The organism is Shewanella sp. 1CM18E, assembly GCF_023161665.1.
Classification (GTDB): domain Bacteria; phylum Pseudomonadota; class Gammaproteobacteria; order Enterobacterales; family Shewanellaceae; genus Shewanella.
Map to the genome: position 1 here is coordinate 134,394 of NZ_JALNTW010000005.1, position 17,081 is coordinate 151,474.

Annotated in this window: 15 protein-coding genes; 11 read left to right on the forward strand and 4 right to left on the reverse strand. The window is 44.5% G+C overall.

The features are described 5' to 3' along the window. Window positions 1-3: 3 nt before the first annotated feature. From MSG37_RS09425 to MSG37_RS21320, 3 genes are all read left to right on the forward strand, one after another. Window positions 4-1,425, forward strand: a complete 1,422-nt coding sequence (locus tag MSG37_RS09425) for a sigma-54 dependent transcriptional regulator (protein ID WP_248470379.1) — start codon at window positions 4-6, stop codon at window positions 1,423-1,425. A 78-nt stretch (window positions 1,426-1,503) separates the two neighbouring features. Next, entirely contained in the window at window positions 1,504-3,642 is a 2,139-nt protein-coding gene (locus MSG37_RS09430; RefSeq protein WP_248470380.1) for an ATP-binding protein, read from the forward strand. Between the two features lie 557 nt (window positions 3,643-4,199). Beyond that, window positions 4,200-4,322 (forward strand): hypothetical protein, encoded by a 123-nt coding sequence (locus MSG37_RS21320; protein WP_282446628.1) that lies wholly within the window; start codon window positions 4,200-4,202, stop codon window positions 4,320-4,322. Window positions 4,323-4,421: 99 nt separating this feature from the next. On the opposite strand, the gene MSG37_RS09435 is transcribed toward MSG37_RS21320, so the two are convergent. From MSG37_RS09435 to MSG37_RS09445, 3 genes are all read right to left on the reverse strand, one after another. Then, complete coding sequence (locus tag MSG37_RS09435; RefSeq protein ID WP_248470381.1) at window positions 4,422-4,880, reverse strand: GNAT family N-acetyltransferase; 459 nt, start codon at window positions 4,878-4,880, stop codon at window positions 4,422-4,424. Between the two features lie 122 nt (window positions 4,881-5,002). Continuing rightward, window positions 5,003-5,662, reverse strand: a complete 660-nt coding sequence (locus MSG37_RS09440; RefSeq protein WP_248470382.1) for a 7-cyano-7-deazaguanine/7-aminomethyl-7-deazaguanine transporter — start codon at window positions 5,660-5,662, stop codon at window positions 5,003-5,005. Window positions 5,663-5,895: 233 nt separating this feature from the next. Next, window positions 5,896-7,242: an isochorismate synthase gene (locus tag MSG37_RS09445; protein WP_248470496.1), complete on the reverse strand. Its 1,347-nt coding sequence runs from the start codon at window positions 7,240-7,242 to the stop codon at window positions 5,896-5,898. Between the two features lie 464 nt (window positions 7,243-7,706). Here MSG37_RS09445 and MSG37_RS09450 point away from each other — a divergent pair, with 464 nt between their 5' ends. From MSG37_RS09450 to MSG37_RS09485, 8 genes are all read left to right on the forward strand, one after another. Continuing rightward, entirely contained in the window at window positions 7,707-9,659 is a 1,953-nt protein-coding gene (locus tag MSG37_RS09450; RefSeq protein WP_248470383.1) for a TonB-dependent receptor, read from the forward strand. A 17-nt stretch (window positions 9,660-9,676) separates the two neighbouring features. Further along, on the forward strand, window positions 9,677-11,041 hold the full coding sequence (locus MSG37_RS09455) for an ABC transporter ATP-binding protein (protein WP_248470384.1): 1,365 nt from the start codon (window positions 9,677-9,679) through the stop codon (window positions 11,039-11,041). 19 nt (window positions 11,042-11,060) lie between these two features. Next, window positions 11,061-11,702 (forward strand): energy-coupling factor transporter transmembrane component T, encoded by a 642-nt coding sequence (locus MSG37_RS09460; protein WP_248470386.1) that lies wholly within the window; start codon window positions 11,061-11,063, stop codon window positions 11,700-11,702. Beyond that, window positions 11,699-12,235 carry a core component of ECF transporter gene (locus MSG37_RS09465; RefSeq protein WP_248470387.1) on the forward strand — a complete coding sequence of 179 codons (537 nt, stop codon included), beginning with the start codon at window positions 11,699-11,701 and terminating at the stop codon, window positions 12,233-12,235. The genes MSG37_RS09460 and MSG37_RS09465 overlap by 4 nt, the downstream gene beginning before the upstream one ends. Before the next feature lie 82 nt (window positions 12,236-12,317). Beyond that, window positions 12,318-13,076, forward strand: coding sequence for a DNA-binding protein (locus tag MSG37_RS09470; RefSeq protein ID WP_248470388.1), 759 nt, complete (start codon window positions 12,318-12,320; stop codon window positions 13,074-13,076). Between the two features lie 26 nt (window positions 13,077-13,102). Continuing rightward, the gene (locus tag MSG37_RS09475) at window positions 13,103-13,339 is read left to right on the forward strand and encodes a hypothetical protein (RefSeq protein WP_248470389.1); all 237 of its coding nucleotides are present in this window, start codon (window positions 13,103-13,105) and stop codon (window positions 13,337-13,339) included. 221 nt (window positions 13,340-13,560) lie between these two features. Further along, a complete protein-coding gene (locus MSG37_RS09480) occupies window positions 13,561-14,745 on the forward strand; it encodes an HD-GYP domain-containing protein (RefSeq protein WP_248470390.1) in 1,185 nt (394 codons plus the stop codon). Window positions 14,746-14,953: 208 nt separating this feature from the next. Continuing rightward, window positions 14,954-15,667 (forward strand): DJ-1/PfpI family protein, encoded by a 714-nt coding sequence (locus MSG37_RS09485; protein WP_248470391.1) that lies wholly within the window; start codon window positions 14,954-14,956, stop codon window positions 15,665-15,667. Window positions 15,668-16,026: 359 nt separating this feature from the next. On the opposite strand, the gene MSG37_RS09490 is transcribed toward MSG37_RS09485, so the two are convergent. Then, window positions 16,027-16,977: a putative sulfate exporter family transporter gene (locus tag MSG37_RS09490; protein WP_248470393.1), complete on the reverse strand. Its 951-nt coding sequence runs from the start codon at window positions 16,975-16,977 to the stop codon at window positions 16,027-16,029. Window positions 16,978-17,081: the final 104 nt, after the last annotated feature.

Genomic DNA, 17,081 nt, shown 5'->3' on the forward strand with positions numbered 1-17,081 from the left:
TCAATGTTAGACTTATTGCATAATGAGTCAAAATGTCCCTCAAACGACAAGGTGGGACAGAGAATGAATAATATGAAGCCACTTCCTTCTGCTGTATCTGTATTGATTGTTGATGATGAACCGGGCATGCGTAGCTTTTTGAAAAAAGCCTTAGCTAAAAAGTTTGCTCTCGTTGAAACCGCCTCAAGTGTTGAGGATGCTGAGCAACTGCGCTCGCGTTGTCATTTTGACTTGCTAATTGTTGATATCCGCTTGCCAGGCCGTTCAGGCATTGAATGGCATGAAGCGCTTAACGATCAAGAAAGACGCTCTGACATCATCTTTATGACAGGCTATGCCGATATGGATGTGGCGATTAAGGCGCTGCGCGCTGGTGCCTCAGACTTCATAATGAAGCCATTCCATCTTGAGCAGATGATGAAGGCGGTTGACCGCTGTATTGAGCGTCGATTGCTTAAGCGCGAAAACTTAATGTTGCGCCGTGAAGTGTCATTCAATCAATCATCGACCATTATCGGTCAAAGTGATGCGATGACAGAGGTGAAACATGTTATTGAACGTGTTGCGCCAACTAACGCTGTGGTACTGATTGAGGGTGAGTCAGGTACAGGTAAAGAGTTGGTTGCACGCCAACTACACATTTTAAGTGGCCGCCAGGGACCGTTTGTACCGGTTAACTGTGGCGCGATTGCACCTGAGCTTTTAGAAAGCGAACTATTTGGCCACTCTGCCGGCTCATTTACCGGGGCAAAAGGTAATCGTGAGGGGCTATTTAGCTTTGCCTCAGGTGGTACTATCTTCCTTGATGAAATCGGTGAAATGCCGCTGAAGATGCAAACTGCATTACTGCGAGTACTTGAGCAGCGCACTATTCGTCCTGTGGGTAGTGAAAAAGAGATCAATATTGATGTGCGCGTACTTGCTGCAACTAACCGTAAGTTGTCGGAAGAAGTCGAGGCGGGCAACTTTAGACGCGATCTTTTCTACCGTTTAAACGTGCTCGATATTGTGATTCCGCCGCTACGTGAACGTCCTGAAGATATCGTTGAATTAACGCATCACTTTACCTGCCAGCTTGCGGCTGAACTCGGGGTAAAAGAAGTGGTGTGGAGCCATGAAGACTTACTCAAGCTGCAACAACATGAGTGGCCTGGTAATATTCGCGAACTACGTAATATGATTGAGCGTTGTATCTTGCTAGGCAAGCCGCCTGCAGAGTATTGGAAAGTACAACCGAAAGCAGAAATGGCGGTCGAGTCCGGTTATCCATTACAATGGGCGCTTAAAGATGTTGAACGTGACCATGTAACCCGAGTGGTTGATATGCACGGTGGTAATAAATCTGCCGCTGCCCGCGACCTTGGTGTGTCACGTAAGACGCTCGATCGTAAATATAAAGAGTGGTTCGGTGGTGAAGCCGAGTAAGACTAATAGCAGAGCATGCATTTTTCGGCTCAGTATTAGTTAACTCGTGTTATTAACATCACTCTAAGGGGAGTTTAGGTGTCGTTTTTTTCCAATATGTTTGGTGTGAGTTGGCAGCAAATGCAAGCTAAGGTGCGCTATCGCATCTTGATTTTAACCTTGTTGCCAATCTTGCTAACCCTAGTTAGCTTGGTGTTTATTACCATCTATTGGAATATTAGTTACACTGGCAAACAGCTGTTTATGAAGGTCAAAGCAGATTTGACTGTCGCAAACAGCACCCTGATAACGGTACAAGATAATCAAGAAAACCAACTGCAATTGGTGATGGAGTCTTGGCCGTTTCAAAATGATTTTAGGCAGATGGGCCGCGACTCGATTGAGCAGCGTGCTAATTTGCAGCTGGTATTAGAACAGGCGAAGAAAGATCTTAATCTGGACTTTTTACGTTTGGTGAGCGTATCAGAGGCGGCAGCTGATCCGGATCTTCGGCAGATGTTACCGCATATTGAAGGTGTAGAGCCTTTCTCCGGCTTAATGGTGCTTGATTCGAGCCGATTGGCACGGATTGATCCTGTACTGGCTGAGCGTGCAAAAATCAGTGTGATCAAAACCCAGCGCGCCCATGAACCGATTAAAGGTCAAGAAAAGCGTGGCCTGTTGAGCCGCAGTTTATTACCTGTGGTAGGTAAAAATGGCAATGTGGCTTGGTATCTCGACGGCGGCATAATGCTTAACCGTGATACCCGCATTGTCGACCATATTCGCGATTTAGTGTACGACAAAGGCACCTTGCCTGAGCGCTCAATCGGCACTGTGACCATTTTCCTCGATAACATTCGTATTAGTACCAACGTACCTTTGCATTTTTTCCCGAAAGGTGATGACCAAAAGGGACGCGCCTTGGGTAGCTTAGTATCATCTGAGGTGCGTGAAAAAGTGCTTAACCAAGGGTTACTTTGGGTTGACCGAGCTTTTGTATTTAACGACTGGTTTATTTCGGCTTATTCACCACTTGAAGATATTAATGGTAAACGTATCGGTATGATCTATACCGGCTTCTCTGAATCGCCGTTTATCCATAACTACCTGCTAAACATTATCGAGTTGGGCACCATTTTAATGTTGGTACTACTGGTGTCTGGCTGGCTGGTTTATCGCGGCGCTTACAGCTTATTGCAACCTATTGAGCGTATTCACCATGTAGTCAAAGCGGTGCAGTCTGGACGCAACTTGCGTATCGGTTCATTAGGTCTTGATAGTGACAACGAGCTGTCTAATCTTGCTGAGCAGTTTGACCGCATGTTGGACTTACTGCAGCGTCGTAATAGTCAAATTCAGGCGGCAGCTGAGCAACTAGAGGTCAAGGTTGAAGAGCGTACTCGCAGCTTGCAGGAGAAAACCGAAGAGTTACAAGCTAACGTCGCACTGCTTAACGAAACACGTCAGCAGTTGGTGATTAACGAGAAGCTCACTGCACTCGGTGAGCTGACCGCGGGTATTGCCCATGAGATTAATAACCCGACGGCAGTTATCTTAGGCAATATGGAGTTGCTTAAGTATGAGCTTGGCGACAGAGCCGCTGATGTTGAAGAAGAAATTGAGTTAGTTATTCAACAAGTTGGCCGTATCAGCACCATTATTCGCAGTTTGCTGCAATACAGCCGACCGGGTGAGTTTAATGCGCCGCTAGAAATGCATCAAATCACGCCGATTATCGAAGAGATGTTGGTGCTGGTGCGTCACTCAATCCAGAAACAGCAAGTGGTGCTCAACCAAGAGCTTAATGCGAGTTATCCTATCCAAGTTAACCGTCCGCAATTACTGCAGGTACTGATTAACTTAGTGGTTAATGCTGCTCACGCGATGGATGGCAAAGGTCAGATCTGGATCCGCACTTATGATTGGGTGCAACACGGTGATCCGGTTGGAGTTAAAATTGAGGTTGAAGATGAAGGTAAGGGGATCCCAGAGGAGGAACTTAACCGCATTTTCGATCCTTTCTATACCACGCGTAAAGACGGTACTGGCTTAGGTTTATCACTCAGCTACGGCATTATTAAGCGTATTGGCGGCACCATTGAGGTGAGCTCTACCGTGGGTAAAGGCAGCTTGTTCACCATTGGCCTGTATCATAAGGCGATAGAGGAGCAAGTTAACACGCCTTATGAAGGTCTGCAGTTTAATGGTCAGCACCTTGATAAACCTAAAGACTAGCAACAAACTAAAGCTAAGCAGACTAAGTTGTTAGATTGATTAGCTTACCTTACCTAGATAGTTAGACGGGTAGCCAAGTGGCTACCCGTTGTTGTTTTTAGCGCGCGATTAATTTTGTCTACGCAACTTGTTCTCGCAGCAGCTTATTTACTCGCTATAACACTTCACAATCTGTCTTTATTCCGCTGTAAGCTGCTTTGTCGATAATTAGAGCATTGATCTGATTAGTATTAATAAACGCTAGGCAAAAAAATAGCCGAGATAAAATCCCGGCCACAAAGAGTGTGTGAGCAATGTCGTGCTTAATAAAACTCTAACTTTAAGGAGATGAGATGCCTTTAAGTATTACCGAGTTCTGGAACGCATGTAAATAATAATCATTATCATTTGATTGTGCAAGTATAATGCACTAAAAATTAACCTAAATTATGTAAACATGGTTTAGTTGTTATTAATTAGTGAGTTATGAGGTGCGGCTTTACTTGTAAGATCTGATATTTGCTATTGGCTGAAATTAAGCCAAAAAAAAGCCGGGAAAGAATCCCGGCCACTTAAGAGTGTGTGAGCAATGTCGTGCTAATACCTCTGACCGCAAAGATGGTCAAAGGCATAAAGAACTCTATGCAGGTAAAGATGATGAGAACTTTATCCGTAATCCCGAGTTCTGGAACGCGAGTTAACAATAATCATTCTCATTTGGGTTTGCAAGCTTTATCTACACTTTCGTCACATTCTATTAAGTTTTTTTACTTTGGTGCGGTTGCGCCAAAACGGTAAAGCTAAACATGCTTTTGTAAATGCAGCTTGTTCTGGCTGTGGTTTTGAGCATCGCTAACCATAGCGGTGATCTGGTATTGGCTGCTAATAAGCATATTTAGCATTGCAGGGAAGCAGTTGCGAGTTTTAACGTCAATACGCTGATAGCCTTTATCTTTTGCCCACTTTTCTTGGTATTCAAGTAAGCTCTTTGCTAAGCCAAGACCACGGAAATCCGGTGCGACACCACCTAACCAGCTATAGAACACGTTATCTTCAGTTTGGTAACCAAGCTTAAAGCCTGCGACTTCGCCTTCAACCTTAGCGATAAGCAGTAACGCTGGGCCTGCAAGTAAACGCTGGCTGATCTCTTGGCTAGCATAGCCGTTTTCAAATTCAGGGATAACGCTGTAAACAGTTTGGATAAGCTCAAGCACTGCAGGCGTAAACTCAGTTACAGCTTCAATTTCGATGGTGTACATGTATCACTCTCAATAACTTCGCCAGTTCACCTTGCTGATACAACCAAACCATTGGCTGAAAGGTGAACGAATTGGCGAAATTATAACAGGTCTGTCCAGTTGTTGTTAAGCGCTAACTATTATCAGGCGGCGCTTTTGTGAACAGAATCCTGTAAGATCTTATCTTGTAAGAACTTTAGTAACAGACCATAAGCAGGCAAGAATAAGCCTAAACTGACAATCAGTTTAAATCCGTAATCCACTGCGGCGATTTCAGGCCAGTGTACTGCCATAAACTCATCGGTAGAGGCGTAGAAAGCGAGGCCAAAGAACACAATAGTATCGATTAGATTACCCACTACCGTTGACGCTGATGGTGCTACCCACCAAGATTTAGTCTCTCTTAGCTTGGCAAATACAAAAATATCCATCAACTGGCCGACAAGGTAGGCGGCAAAACTGGCGAATGCGATTCTAAATACAAAACTATTAAATTCCAGTAGCGCCTCAGCACCTTGGAAACTGCCTTGGTGGAAAATAACGCCCATCAAATACGAGATAACTAGGGCGGGCAACATGGCTAGAAAGATGATTTTTCTCGCGGCTTGTTGACCAAATATACGTACAGTGAGATCAGTCGCTAGATACACAAATGGAAAGCTAAATGCGCCCCAAGTGGTATGGAAGCCGAATATTAAAAATGGGAGTTGTACTAGGTAATTGCTGGCACAAATAATAGCAATATGAAAGCTGGCTAATAGCAGCAATGCACGGCGAAGCTGTGCAGGGGATAACATCAACATCTTGTGGCCTTTTTAGTTAAATCGGGCGGGGTTAGGGAACCCGCAATAACGCCTAGCGCTATAATTTTACAATTTTGGTTAATAACAATGGTTGTCCCCAAGCTTGGGGGCGGCAAATTATAGAGCAGTTTTTTAATTGAGCAAGAGGAAATCTCGACGGTTTAGCAATATAAACAGGTATAAACCGTCGAAAATCAGTGTGGATACTGGCTTAATTGATTGAATTTCCGCTGTTATAGCTCGGTTAGAATCGACAGAATAGTTCTGAGCTTGTTTTCAAGTTCAGTCCACTCTTTATCGGCTTCTGAGCCTGCAACAATACCTGCACCTGCGTAGAGGTTAATGCGCCCGGGTTCAATTAAGGCGCTGCGGATAGCGACGGCAAATTCACTTTCGTACTTGTTGAAGTAACCACAAGCGCCAGCATACCAGCCGCGCACATAGCCTTCTTGTTGACGAATAAAGTTCATTGCCGACTCTTTTGGCAAGCCACCTACCGCTGGGGTTGGGTGCAATGCTTGGATCAGCTGAAAGTCATTCACCCCTGGCTTTAACTCTGCGCGGATCGAGCGATGTAAATGCTGGATATGACTGAGCTTAAACACGGTTGGTGTTTCTTCAGCGCCGACATAATTACTAAGTGGGTTGAGCACATTAACTATGTGTTGGCGTACTAGCTGGTTCTCGTGACTATTTTTGGTGTCGTCTAATAGTTCTTGAGCAAGTGCTTTATCTTCTTCTTGATTAAGCCCACGCACAGTGGTGCCAGCTAACGCTTCGGTAAACAATTCGCGTTGACGGCGACGGTATAAGCGCTCTGGCGTACAAGAAATAAAGGCACTTGCTGGACTAAATTGAAAACCAAACTGAAAGCTAGTTGGGTTTCGGCCTTGCCAGCAAGCCAGCAGAGTCCATGGATCAACTTCTTCATTGATCTCAAGCTGAGTCACCCGTGAAAGCACCACTTTTGGTGTGTCTTCAATAAACTTTGGATGAGTCACCCGATTAACTAGTTCGTCCCAGCGGTAGCGATCTGGTCGATCACTGCGACCCATTAATGCCACCTTATTTGGAGGAGTTAATGGCTTGGGCGCGTCGAGTACTTGTAGCGACTGCAAAGCATTATTGATTTCAGCGCTGAACTCATTCTCGGTAAAGTTTAGGTTTACTAGCAGTTTGAACTCATTACCGCTGCGGCGCAGTTCTACTCTAGGTAGCACAAAGTGCGCTTTACCAAAGTCTTGCCAGCTTTCATTGCGGCGATCAAATGCTACGCCACCATAGTAACGAATATCTTGATTACTGGTCAGTGAACGTTGTTTTTGGTACTCAAGCGATAGTGCTATGTCGTCAACATCATCACCAAAGAAAAAGTCTTTGCAGCAGCCAATAGCAGCTACCTCTTCTTCGGTGTCGCGACCTTTCCAATACACTCTTGGATAAGTAGTTTGTGCGGCTAGCCAAGCAATAACCGGGATCGGTGCAACTGCCACAGACAGCTGGACTATTGGATCACTGTTAGGTTGAAGCGTGAATGATTTGATTTTGTCGGTTAAGGACTTAATAGCTTGAGGCAGCATGGGGATGGTCAATAAGTACTCCAAACAAATATCATTAGGGTCTGCTTAGAGGAGCGACCTCTAGCTGGGATAAACCCATCGCACTTTGGTAATAAGAATCTTTACCACAAAGTAATAGCCAGAACATACAGTGTCAAGTTGATCACTCTACCTATGTGAGCTCTCCCTGAGTAAATCACAATATCGCTTTGTTATTGGCTATTGCCGCCTACAGCACTTCTGCCGTTATGTTTATTTTTTCTGTGTCATCAAAGCTTAGCTTGCTTTTAAAGGGTGTGATTTAGATGTCCCGTTTTGTCCTTTAGTTGCGCACGGTGGGTCAAACTGTCCTTGGTTACTATTGACGGCTTTTCCTATTATCCAAATTAGTCGATCTAGGTTTGTTTTATGGTTTTATTTGCTTGAGCGATAGTCAGTGCTCTTTAAAAATAGCGCGAAATATATCGTTAGGATGATGAAATTAGATGAAAAAACAACAAAAAGTGCTGAGAGTGTCTAGCTTAGCACTAGCTATGAGCTTGGCTTATCAAGTTCAGGCTGATGAAATTGAAAGAGATCCAATTCTTGATGTGACCGACGTTATTGTGGTGCACGGTGAGCGCGCTTCGGTAACTGAAGCAGCGACAACTCATTGGAGCGTAGACGCGGAAGAAATTAAGGCTTCTGGTGCACAGAGCTTAGATCAAGTGCTGGAAAACGTACCTGGCATTTATGTGCGCGTAGGTGGTGATTCTACTCCTCGCGTGGATATCCGCGGCCTAAAAACACGCCACATTACTTTCTTAATTAACGGCGTGCCTGCAAGCAGTACTGAAGACGGTCAGTTTGACCCAAGTGTTATCCCTACCAACCAAATTGCACGTGTTGATGTGTCAGTTGGTCCTACTTCTGTGCTTTACGGTCCAGGTGGCAGTGCGGGCGTCATTAACATCATTACTAAGCAAGGTGATGCATCACCTTCGCTGTCGGGTAAAGTTGAATCTGCACCTGACAATACTCTAAATGCTGATATCAGTGCAGCAGGTTCGGGTGATAACTGGCAAGGTATTATGAGTGTGACTCATCAAGAAACTGACGGCACGCCAATGCCTGATGATTTTGAAGACACTCGCAATCAAGTTGGTGATATACGTTTTAACTCTGACAGAAAATTAACTAACTATTACGCCCAGGGTAGTTACTTCATCAACGATTCAACTAAGTTAATGGCTAACTACACTCAACGTGATGGCGAGTGGGGTAAATCACCGACTGTTGACCGCAAGAAAACCCCGTCAAGAATTGAAGACTTCAATGAGCAAAGCATGCAGCTTGGTGCGGCTCATGAAATCAGCGAAAAGTATGTTGTTCGTGGTTTTGTTTACTACAACCAAACAGATATGGTTGAAAACTTTTATAACCATAGACTGAATAACCTCAATAGCATTGTTGAAAGTTCTTCTAAAGTCAGTGGTACCAATATCCAATTCATTAGTGAATTTGATTATGGCGCGGTATTAACTACGTCAGCCATTGTTGAAAAACAAGATTGGTCATCGCATACCACGTCATTACGTAGTCTAGTAAGAGGCAATGGTGGCGGCGGTGGTACTGGTGGTGGTCAAGGTGGCTCAGGCGATATCGACGAAAGTTTGATGCTTTATACCGGTGCTGCAGAGTACCAATATCAAGATGACGGTACATATGGCTACAGCATAGGTGCTGCGGTACATAATTACGATCTTGATGTTAACAGCGAAACAGACTTCTCGGCGCAAGCATCGGCATTTTATCAAGTTACAGACTCAAGCCGCATCCATACCGGTCTAGCCCGCAAAGTTCGCTACCCATCGATCAGTGATCTATACGCACCTAACAGCGGCAACGTAAACCTAAAAGCGGAAATTGCTAACCAGTTCGAATTAGGTCTACAGCAAACTCTGCCTTTCGACACTCAATTAGATATCAGTAGTTACATCACTGATGCCAATGATTACATCGCTAAAGATGATAACAACCAAGAGCAAAATATTGGTGACTATCGTTTTATGGGTGTTGATTTGCAAATGACGAATCGTTATTTCGACAGCCTAGGGTTAACGTTTGCCTATAGCTACATCGATACCGAAGATCGTGCTACCAATGAGCGTTTGCAATACCGCCCTGCTCACAACTTGCGCCTGCAAGCCAGCTATGACTTTTCGTTTGGCTTATCGACACGTTTAAATGCTGAACGCGTAATCGACCAAGTGAATGGTAAAGGTGTTGAGTTAGATAATTACACCTTAGTTGACCTAAGTGTGAGCCAGAAGATTTGGCAGGACAACCTAGAGCTATACGTTCGCGCTACAAACCTATTTGATGAGCTTTATTATCAAAGTGACTTTATGCCACAAGCAGGTCGCCAAGTGTTTGTTGGTATTAACTGGCAGCTTTAGGGCTTTCGGGGAAGAATATGAAAATCATAGCATTAGAAGGGATTCATTTCGGCTATGGATCGCACCAAAGTGAGATCTTGGACGATCTTAATTTGGTGATTAATTGTGGTGAATGCCATTGTATTAATGGTGCAACAGGCTCGGGCAAGTCCAGCTTGTTGCACATCTTGGCTGGCGAGCAGTGCCGACCTTATGAGGGAGACGTTTATCGTGCCCCATCATTATTGGTTGGTTTAGTGATGCAAGATCCTAATGCTCAAGTTTTACGTCAAAGTGTTGGGGCTGAAATTGCGTTTGCACTAGAAAATCTGGGCATTGCTGCTGATTTGATGGTGGAAAAAGTACAGCAATCATTACGTCGAGTCGGTTTATATACCAGCTTAGATACGCCGGTTGAGGTGTTATCTCTCGGGCAGAAATATCGTTTAATGATGGCTGCGCAATTGGTGTTTAGCCCTTCATTGTTATTACTGGATGAGCCTTGGGCACAGCTTGATGATAATGGTGTCAAAGAGCTCAATGGCGTATTAAAAGCCTTGCTAGAGGATGGCGTGGCGATAGTGATGGTTGAGCATAACCCAAGTGCTTTTGCTGACTTAGTTGATTACCTCTGGTTACTAGAAGGCGGCAAGCTTAGAGCTGGCCAGCGTCAACAGGCTCAGACGACAGCCGAGCTGGTTAATATTAGACCGAGTAGTAAACCTCGTCATCGTGAATGCCTAGTGAATATCGCGCCGCATCAATTTCGTTTTACCGACCAAGAACCACTGTTTGATTGCGAGCAAGAGTTATCGCTACACCGCGGTGAGATTGTGGCTCTAGTAGGCGATAACGGTGCTGGTAAAAGTAGCTTATTGAAAACTTTAGCTGGTATTCAAGCCAATATTGCTAATTTGCCGGTAACGGTAATGGATAAACGCCCACAACTGGGGATTTATGGCAGTGACTTAGGCTTGTTAATGCAGCGGCCTAATCGACAACTGTTCGAGCAAACCGTATTAACTGAGCTGCAATTTAGTTTAAAGCGTTTCAAATTACCGCTGGCACGAGCAGAGCAGATCCTCACTGAACTTGATTTGCTGAAACTTGCCGATAGCTCTCCGCACAAACTGTCTTATGGCCAGCAACATATTATTGCTTTGGCTTCATTGGTTTGTATGCAGCCAAAGCTGTTATTACTCGATGATCCTTTTGCGGGTTTAGACAAATATCATGTGGCCAAGGTGGTGCAAATTTTACTGCAATTGAGTGCGCAAGGCTGTGGCATCTTACTGACGAGTCATCGTGGTTTGCCATTTTTAGCTGTTGACCGTTACTGGTTCATCGAAAATGGTCACCTAGGTGATGGCGCACAAATAACAGAGCAAGCAAATGTTGGTTAACGGGCGTAAAGCAAACAAAATGGCAGTTTTTCGCATTAGTGCCACCCAGTATTGCGCCTTGGCGCTACTGCTGAGTTTAGTGCTATCGAGTGGCGCATTTTTCTTGCCCAATAGCGCGTTAGGCTGGCTGATCTTAGTTGACGCCTTGCTGGTTATTCATGGCGTCTACCTGAAAAATAAAATCTCAGCGTTACTGCGCTTAGGCATAGCACAACTAGCGCTCACCTTGCCGCTTTATTACCTGATCCACGGCGAAGGGCAGATGCTCGAAGGCGTGATAGTCGTATTGCGCGTGTTCTTAGCCTTACTGCCCGGTTGGTGGCTATCTGCGACACAAAAGCCCGAACGAATTGGCGAAGTACTCAGTTGGGGCTTACCCGCCAAGTGGGCATTTGTTATTGCCGCCTCAATTGGATTGTTGCCGTACATGCTGCAAGAAACCAAAGAAATTTATGCCATTCAATGTTTACGGGGCGCCAACATCACCCCTAAGGCATTGCGTAACCCTAAAAACTGGCCAGAACTGATTTATTGCGTGGTGCTGCCAGTGCTAATTCAACTACTTAAGTTATCAAAGCAGATGGCAAAAGCTGCCAAGCTGCGCCATTTCGGCAGTGTGAGCAAACCAACACATTGGCCTGCTAAAAGAGAGGAAGAATGAAGTCTCCATTCGATTTACAAGATGCGTTATTTATTGGTTTTTGCGCCACTTTACTGGTGGTTTTAAAAAGCATGTTACGACTCAAGCTTGGCTTGAGTGGTCATTCAATGTTTTTGATGACCTTTTTCTACCTTATTTGCTACGGAGTCGTGAATCGCGTTGGTGCGATGACAGCTTGTGGCTTATTAGCGGGCTTAGTTGCCATGATGCTAAGCGTTGGCAAAGGCGGGCCAATGATTTTGCTTAAGTTTGGCTTGCCAGCTATGGCGATGGATTTGACGCTATTGTTGATGGCTGGGGCATTTAGCTTACGCTGGCAGAGCATTATTTTGGCCTTGGTTGGCTGCTTAGCTTGGGCGGGCAAAGGCTTAATAAGCAATTTATTAGTAGGAATGAGTGGTCAAGTCGCGCTGGCAGAGTTTGGCCTAAGTTTTATACAAGGCGGCGCATTTGCAGTTGCGGCAGCGCTGTTGATCCCTACCGTATTACGGCGACTGCACGCCCACGATTTATTGCCAAAAAAGCCTGATTAACAGGTTAACAAACAAGATTAGCAAACAGATTTGCGTGGTGAGCAATTGGCTCGCCACGACAACATAACAATAAGGGTTTTAGATGAAAGCTTGGTTGATCTGCATTGATGACACTGACGATATTGGCACCAAAGGTACTGGCGAAATTGCTGAAGAGATTGCAGCGAAACTGGCACCACTAGTGCCACAAGACGCACGCCCAGCAATAACGCGATTTGTTACGCGTCATCAGTTATTTGTACACCCAGATATTCCATATACATCGCACAACAGTGCCATGTGTTTTCAAGTGGAAACCGACTTCGATTTTGCCGAGCTCAAAGCTATCTGTATCGCGCATTTAAAACAAGAATCTGCAGCAGCGGCCGATCCTGGGCTGGCGATTTTAGATTTAGAGTCTGACTACAATATCGGCCAGTTAATTGCATTTGGTAAGCAGTCCAAAGTTGAAGTGAAAACCAAAGAGCAAGCCTATCAATTAGCGGCAGAGCTAGGCGTGGATTTGTCGGAGCATGGCGGCACTGGTCAGGGCATTATTGGCTCACTAGCTGGCTTAGGTTTGCGTTTAAGTGGTCAAGATGGCCGTGTGAAAGGCCAATTAAGCTTGGGCGAAGATCATGATGAGTCGGCAGTTGTGCAGCTGAGCGTGGCGCAGATGCTTAAACAAACTGGCTTGCAAGCGGCGATTACGACAACCGGTGAAATTTTAAATCACGATACACAGATTAACCTAACAGGCCAAATCAAAGCCGTGTATACCCAGCATCAATTCGCCTTATTAGTAAGTAATGAGTCGGGTGAGTGGCGCAACGCAACTAAACAGCAATTAAAGCCTTATTAATACTAAATGCTTTAGAGGTATAAGCGATGCAGCAATGGTTTATTCAAGTTAACGACTTATGGCAATTTAAGTTTGGTGTCGAAGACTATGCTCCAGCTCGAGAGGCTGCTAAAGAGTGTTCGGTATTTTTAAGTGACGACGAAGATGAGCATACCGACAATGTCGCGCGTTCCTGCTTTAACTGTATGTATCGTCGGTGGCAGCCGAGTAGTTTTCAGTGCCATAAGCGCAGTGCCGTAGTGGTTAGCACTCCAGTTAGTTAACGCATTCATTACCCATTAGCTCAAATATTAATTGTATTAGCGGAGATTAATTAACTTTGTCTCTGGTGATTTAACAAATCCCAGAATAGAATGGTCTAATTGTCATAGGAAAATAATAGATGGACTCTGTTTATAGCGTCGAAACATCACCAAACTATGACGGGTACAGCGACATACAGTAGCTGTATTTTTGATTAAATCATCCGGGGACCTAAGAGATAATGGGTGATTCATTTGAATCTAGTCATTTAATTAAAATAGCTGTTTCTGAATTAAAAGTGGGCATGTTTGTTGAGGCTATTGACCGTAATAAAAGTAAGGTCAATATTGCCAGCGCCGGACAAATTCGTAGTGCAGAAGCAATTTTAAAGCTACACAAGAATCAGATTAGCCATGTATGGGTGAATGGCGAACGCTCTGCACCCGATTTAGGCCTAGGTCGAGCCGATGTTGCAGCAAAGCCTGCTACTAAAGCGATAAAAGTCGACCGCGTAATCAGGCAGAAACAAGCAAAAGAATTGATGGTTGAGGCTAAAGATCTCATCCAAAAAGTCTTGTCTGAAACCTTCGAGGGCAAGGCTGTTGAAGTCCAGCCATTTGAAGTATTAGCCGACAATATGATTGAGTCGGTAATGCTAGACGCTGATGCGCTCAAATGTGTGTCGGCGCTGCGTTCGAAAGATGCCTACCTGCTAGAACATTCAATCAATGTCGCCTTCTTGTTAGTGACCTTTGGCCGTTACCTTAATTTCGATACCGATATGCTGCGGCAAATTGCTATTGGTGGGATTTTGCATGATATAGGCAAGATCAAAATCGATAGTAATATTTTGAATAAGCCGGGTAAATTAACTGCAGAAGAGTTTGAGCATGTAAAACTGCACCAAACTTATGCGGTTGAGATCATGGCGCAAACCAAAGGTTTGTCGCAGATTAGTAAAGACATCAGTTTGATGCACCATGAAAAACTCGACGGCAACGGCTATCCACGAGGATTAAAAGGCGATGAAATACCGCTGCATGGTCGCATGAGTTGTATTGTTGATATCTTTGATGCCTTAACCGCTACTCGCTGTTATAAAGAGGCAATGAGCCCTGCGGCGGCATTTAAAATCTTAATCAGTTTGACCCCTTTCCATCTAGATCAAAAGCTCGTTTACGAGTTTATTCGTTGTATTGGCGTGTATCCCGTAGGCTCGTTAGTGCAGCTATCTGACGGACGTATAGGTATCGTCTGGGAAGCAACTGGTCGCGATGCACTGCATCCTAAAGTGAAATGCTTTTATTCGGTGACCAAGCGCTGCTACACCAAGGTTGAGATCGTCGATTTACGTCGCTCCTCTTTCAATATTGAAAAAGGGATCTCACCAAGCAGTTTAGAAATCGATCCAACGCCATTTTACTGATAATTCATTACGAAGAAGCGCCCTCAATGGGCGCTTTTTTACATCTTGAACTTAGGCCTTCCGCCGTATTGAGATCCCACAAATTGGCATTATTTGCGCCGTCTCTATTTTTGATGAACGATTTGGATTTTATTAGTTTAGTCATTGAATTAATTATTATCCTTAAAGACTAAAGTCGCACAGTCAATCAAAAATAGATGGGAAAGAAATGCAACGTAGGCAGTTTATAAAAGGGGCGTCAGTGCTAATGGCAACCGGTGTAATAGCGCCGGCAGTGCAAGCGGCTGTGAGTACGTCATCATTAACCACTAGTACGCCATTTACCGAGGGCAAATATCGGATATTGGCGCTGGTATTTGACGACTATGAAACCTTAGATCTACATGGTCCGGTCGAAATGCTAGGTCATATGCCAAATACAGAAATTAAACTGGTAGCCGCGACAGAAATCGTTAAAAGTTATCAGGGCCCACGTGTTGTGGCTGACTGCCTAATGACAGAGTCTTATGATTGCGATCTGTTATTGATCCCAGGTGGTATTGGCACCCGTAGCTTAGTGAATGACACCACATTAAGGCAATGGTTGGTGGCGCAAATTGGCCGCAGCCAAAACGTGTTTACAGTGTGCACAGGCACGGCATTATTGGCGATGACATCGGTGTTAAACGGCCGTAAGGCGACCACTAATAAGATGGCATTTCAGTGGGTGAGCTCATTGAACGACAATGTACCTTGGCAAGTTAAAGCGCGTTGGGTATTAGATGGCAAGTTTCTAACCTCATCTGGGGTATCGGCAGGCACAGATGCGGCGCTATTTTGGGTTAAGCATTTGCATGGCGAACTTGAAGCCAAACGTATTCAAACACTCACTGAGTATGACTGGAATGATGATCCTCTTAATGACCCATATGCCGTTGGCTAAACTGTTTAAAACTTATCTTAATATAAGTAAATCATCTAGCCTTATCAGATAAAGCTATTTATTAGTAATAAAGGATCTTGGCGAGTCATTACATTAGCACCAATAATAGCGATTCAGTTAACTTACCTAAGAGGGGAGATTACATTGAATAACTGGCTAATATTATTGTGCTGCGCAGTGCTAATTGTCGCCTCTTTGCTAACAAGCGGCTTAACGCGAGCACTTATCGATTTAGGCGCGTTTAGTTGTTTATTCTCGTTACTTATCTGGCGCCATATAAGCAAAAAGCAGCGCCGTTAATGCGCTGCTTTTAGTTTGATATATCTTGGCTAGATTGTTGGATTGCTATCCCTACTCATCTAGTGAACAAGCAGAATATACGCCAGTGAACTGCTACCAATTGCCAACCATAACAGCACACCTAAAATAAGCGGCTTAGGCCCAGTTGATTTCATTTTTTGAATGGTAATGCCTGCACCAATTAAAAATAAGCACACTACTAAAACACGCTTTGAGACCTCAAAAATCGCCCCGTAAACGACCTCTCCAGCAGGCACAAAGTGGGCTACCGCAATCGCCAAACAGTAAAAACCAATAAAGTAAGGTATCGCCATTTTGTTCTTATCGCCTTTAAACAGCATAGCGCTGATAAATGCGATAGGGATAATCCACAGCGCCCGCGCCAACTTAACTGTAGTGGCAGTCGTTAGCGCTTCACTGCCGTAAGCTGAGGCTGCGCCAACAACAGATGAGGTATCGTGAATGGCAATCGCACTCCACACGCCAAAGTCATGTTGGCTCATTGAAAGCGCATGGCCAATGGCCGGGAATATAAATAGCGCAATCGAGTTAAGAATAAATACTGTGGCCAATGCAATTGCAGTTTGTTCGCTATTAGCTCTAATCGCTGGCGATACGGCTGCAATGGCGCTGCCACCACAAATGGCTGTACCTGAGGCAACCAAATGACCGGTTTTGCCGTCTAGTTTAAGTAGCTTGGTGAGGCCGAAACCCAATACAAGGGTCAAGATAATAGAGCCTAAAATCAATGGCAGGTTGGCAATACTAATACTGAGTGCAGTTTCTAACTGGATACCAAAGCCTAAACCCACAATAGAATAGGCGAGCAGCTTTTTGGTCAGTGCGCCAAGGTGAACTTGATCCGGCGCCCAGCCAATACTGGCAAGCGTGAACCCTAAAATAAGCGCGACTGGTGAAGACACTATAGGCAACAAGCAAGCTGTGCCGATTAAAATAAACAGCGCTAGGTGGATTTTATTAGGGGTTTTATTACTTGCTTCAGTGGTCATTAGTTGGTGCTATTAACAAGGTTGTAATTGGGCATTTAATTATAGTCTTGCTGCTTAATTTAATAAATTAAATAGTGCTGACAGTTAGCGTAAATAAAATTGAA

Excerpts from the sequence above, each read along its gene's own strand:
- MSG37_RS09425 (WP_248470379.1), top strand. The coding sequence starts at position 4 with ATGTTAGACTTATTGCATAATGAGTCAAAATGTCCCTCAAACGACAAG.
- MSG37_RS09435 (WP_248470381.1), bottom strand. The coding sequence starts at position 4,880 with ATGTACACCATCGAAATTGAAGCTGTAACTGAGTTTACGCCTGCAGTG.
- MSG37_RS09440 (WP_248470382.1), bottom strand. The coding sequence starts at position 5,662 with ATGTTGATGTTATCCCCTGCACAGCTTCGCCGTGCATTGCTGCTATTA.
- MSG37_RS09445 (WP_248470496.1), bottom strand. The coding sequence starts at position 7,242 with ATGCTGCCTCAAGCTATTAAGTCCTTAACCGACAAAATCAAATCATTC.
- MSG37_RS09450 (WP_248470383.1), top strand. The coding sequence starts at position 7,707 with ATGAAAAAACAACAAAAAGTGCTGAGAGTGTCTAGCTTAGCACTAGCT.
- MSG37_RS09455 (WP_248470384.1), top strand. The coding sequence starts at position 9,677 with ATGAAAATCATAGCATTAGAAGGGATTCATTTCGGCTATGGATCGCAC.
- MSG37_RS09460 (WP_248470386.1), top strand. The coding sequence starts at position 11,061 with ATGGCAGTTTTTCGCATTAGTGCCACCCAGTATTGCGCCTTGGCGCTA.
- MSG37_RS09465 (WP_248470387.1), top strand. The coding sequence starts at position 11,699 with ATGAAGTCTCCATTCGATTTACAAGATGCGTTATTTATTGGTTTTTGC.
- MSG37_RS09470 (WP_248470388.1), top strand. The coding sequence starts at position 12,318 with ATGAAAGCTTGGTTGATCTGCATTGATGACACTGACGATATTGGCACC.
- MSG37_RS09475 (WP_248470389.1), top strand. The coding sequence starts at position 13,103 with ATGCAGCAATGGTTTATTCAAGTTAACGACTTATGGCAATTTAAGTTT.
- MSG37_RS09480 (WP_248470390.1), top strand. The coding sequence starts at position 13,561 with ATGGGTGATTCATTTGAATCTAGTCATTTAATTAAAATAGCTGTTTCT.
- MSG37_RS09485 (WP_248470391.1), top strand. The coding sequence starts at position 14,954 with ATGCAACGTAGGCAGTTTATAAAAGGGGCGTCAGTGCTAATGGCAACC.
- MSG37_RS09490 (WP_248470393.1), bottom strand. The coding sequence starts at position 16,977 with ATGACCACTGAAGCAAGTAATAAAACCCCTAATAAAATCCACCTAGCG.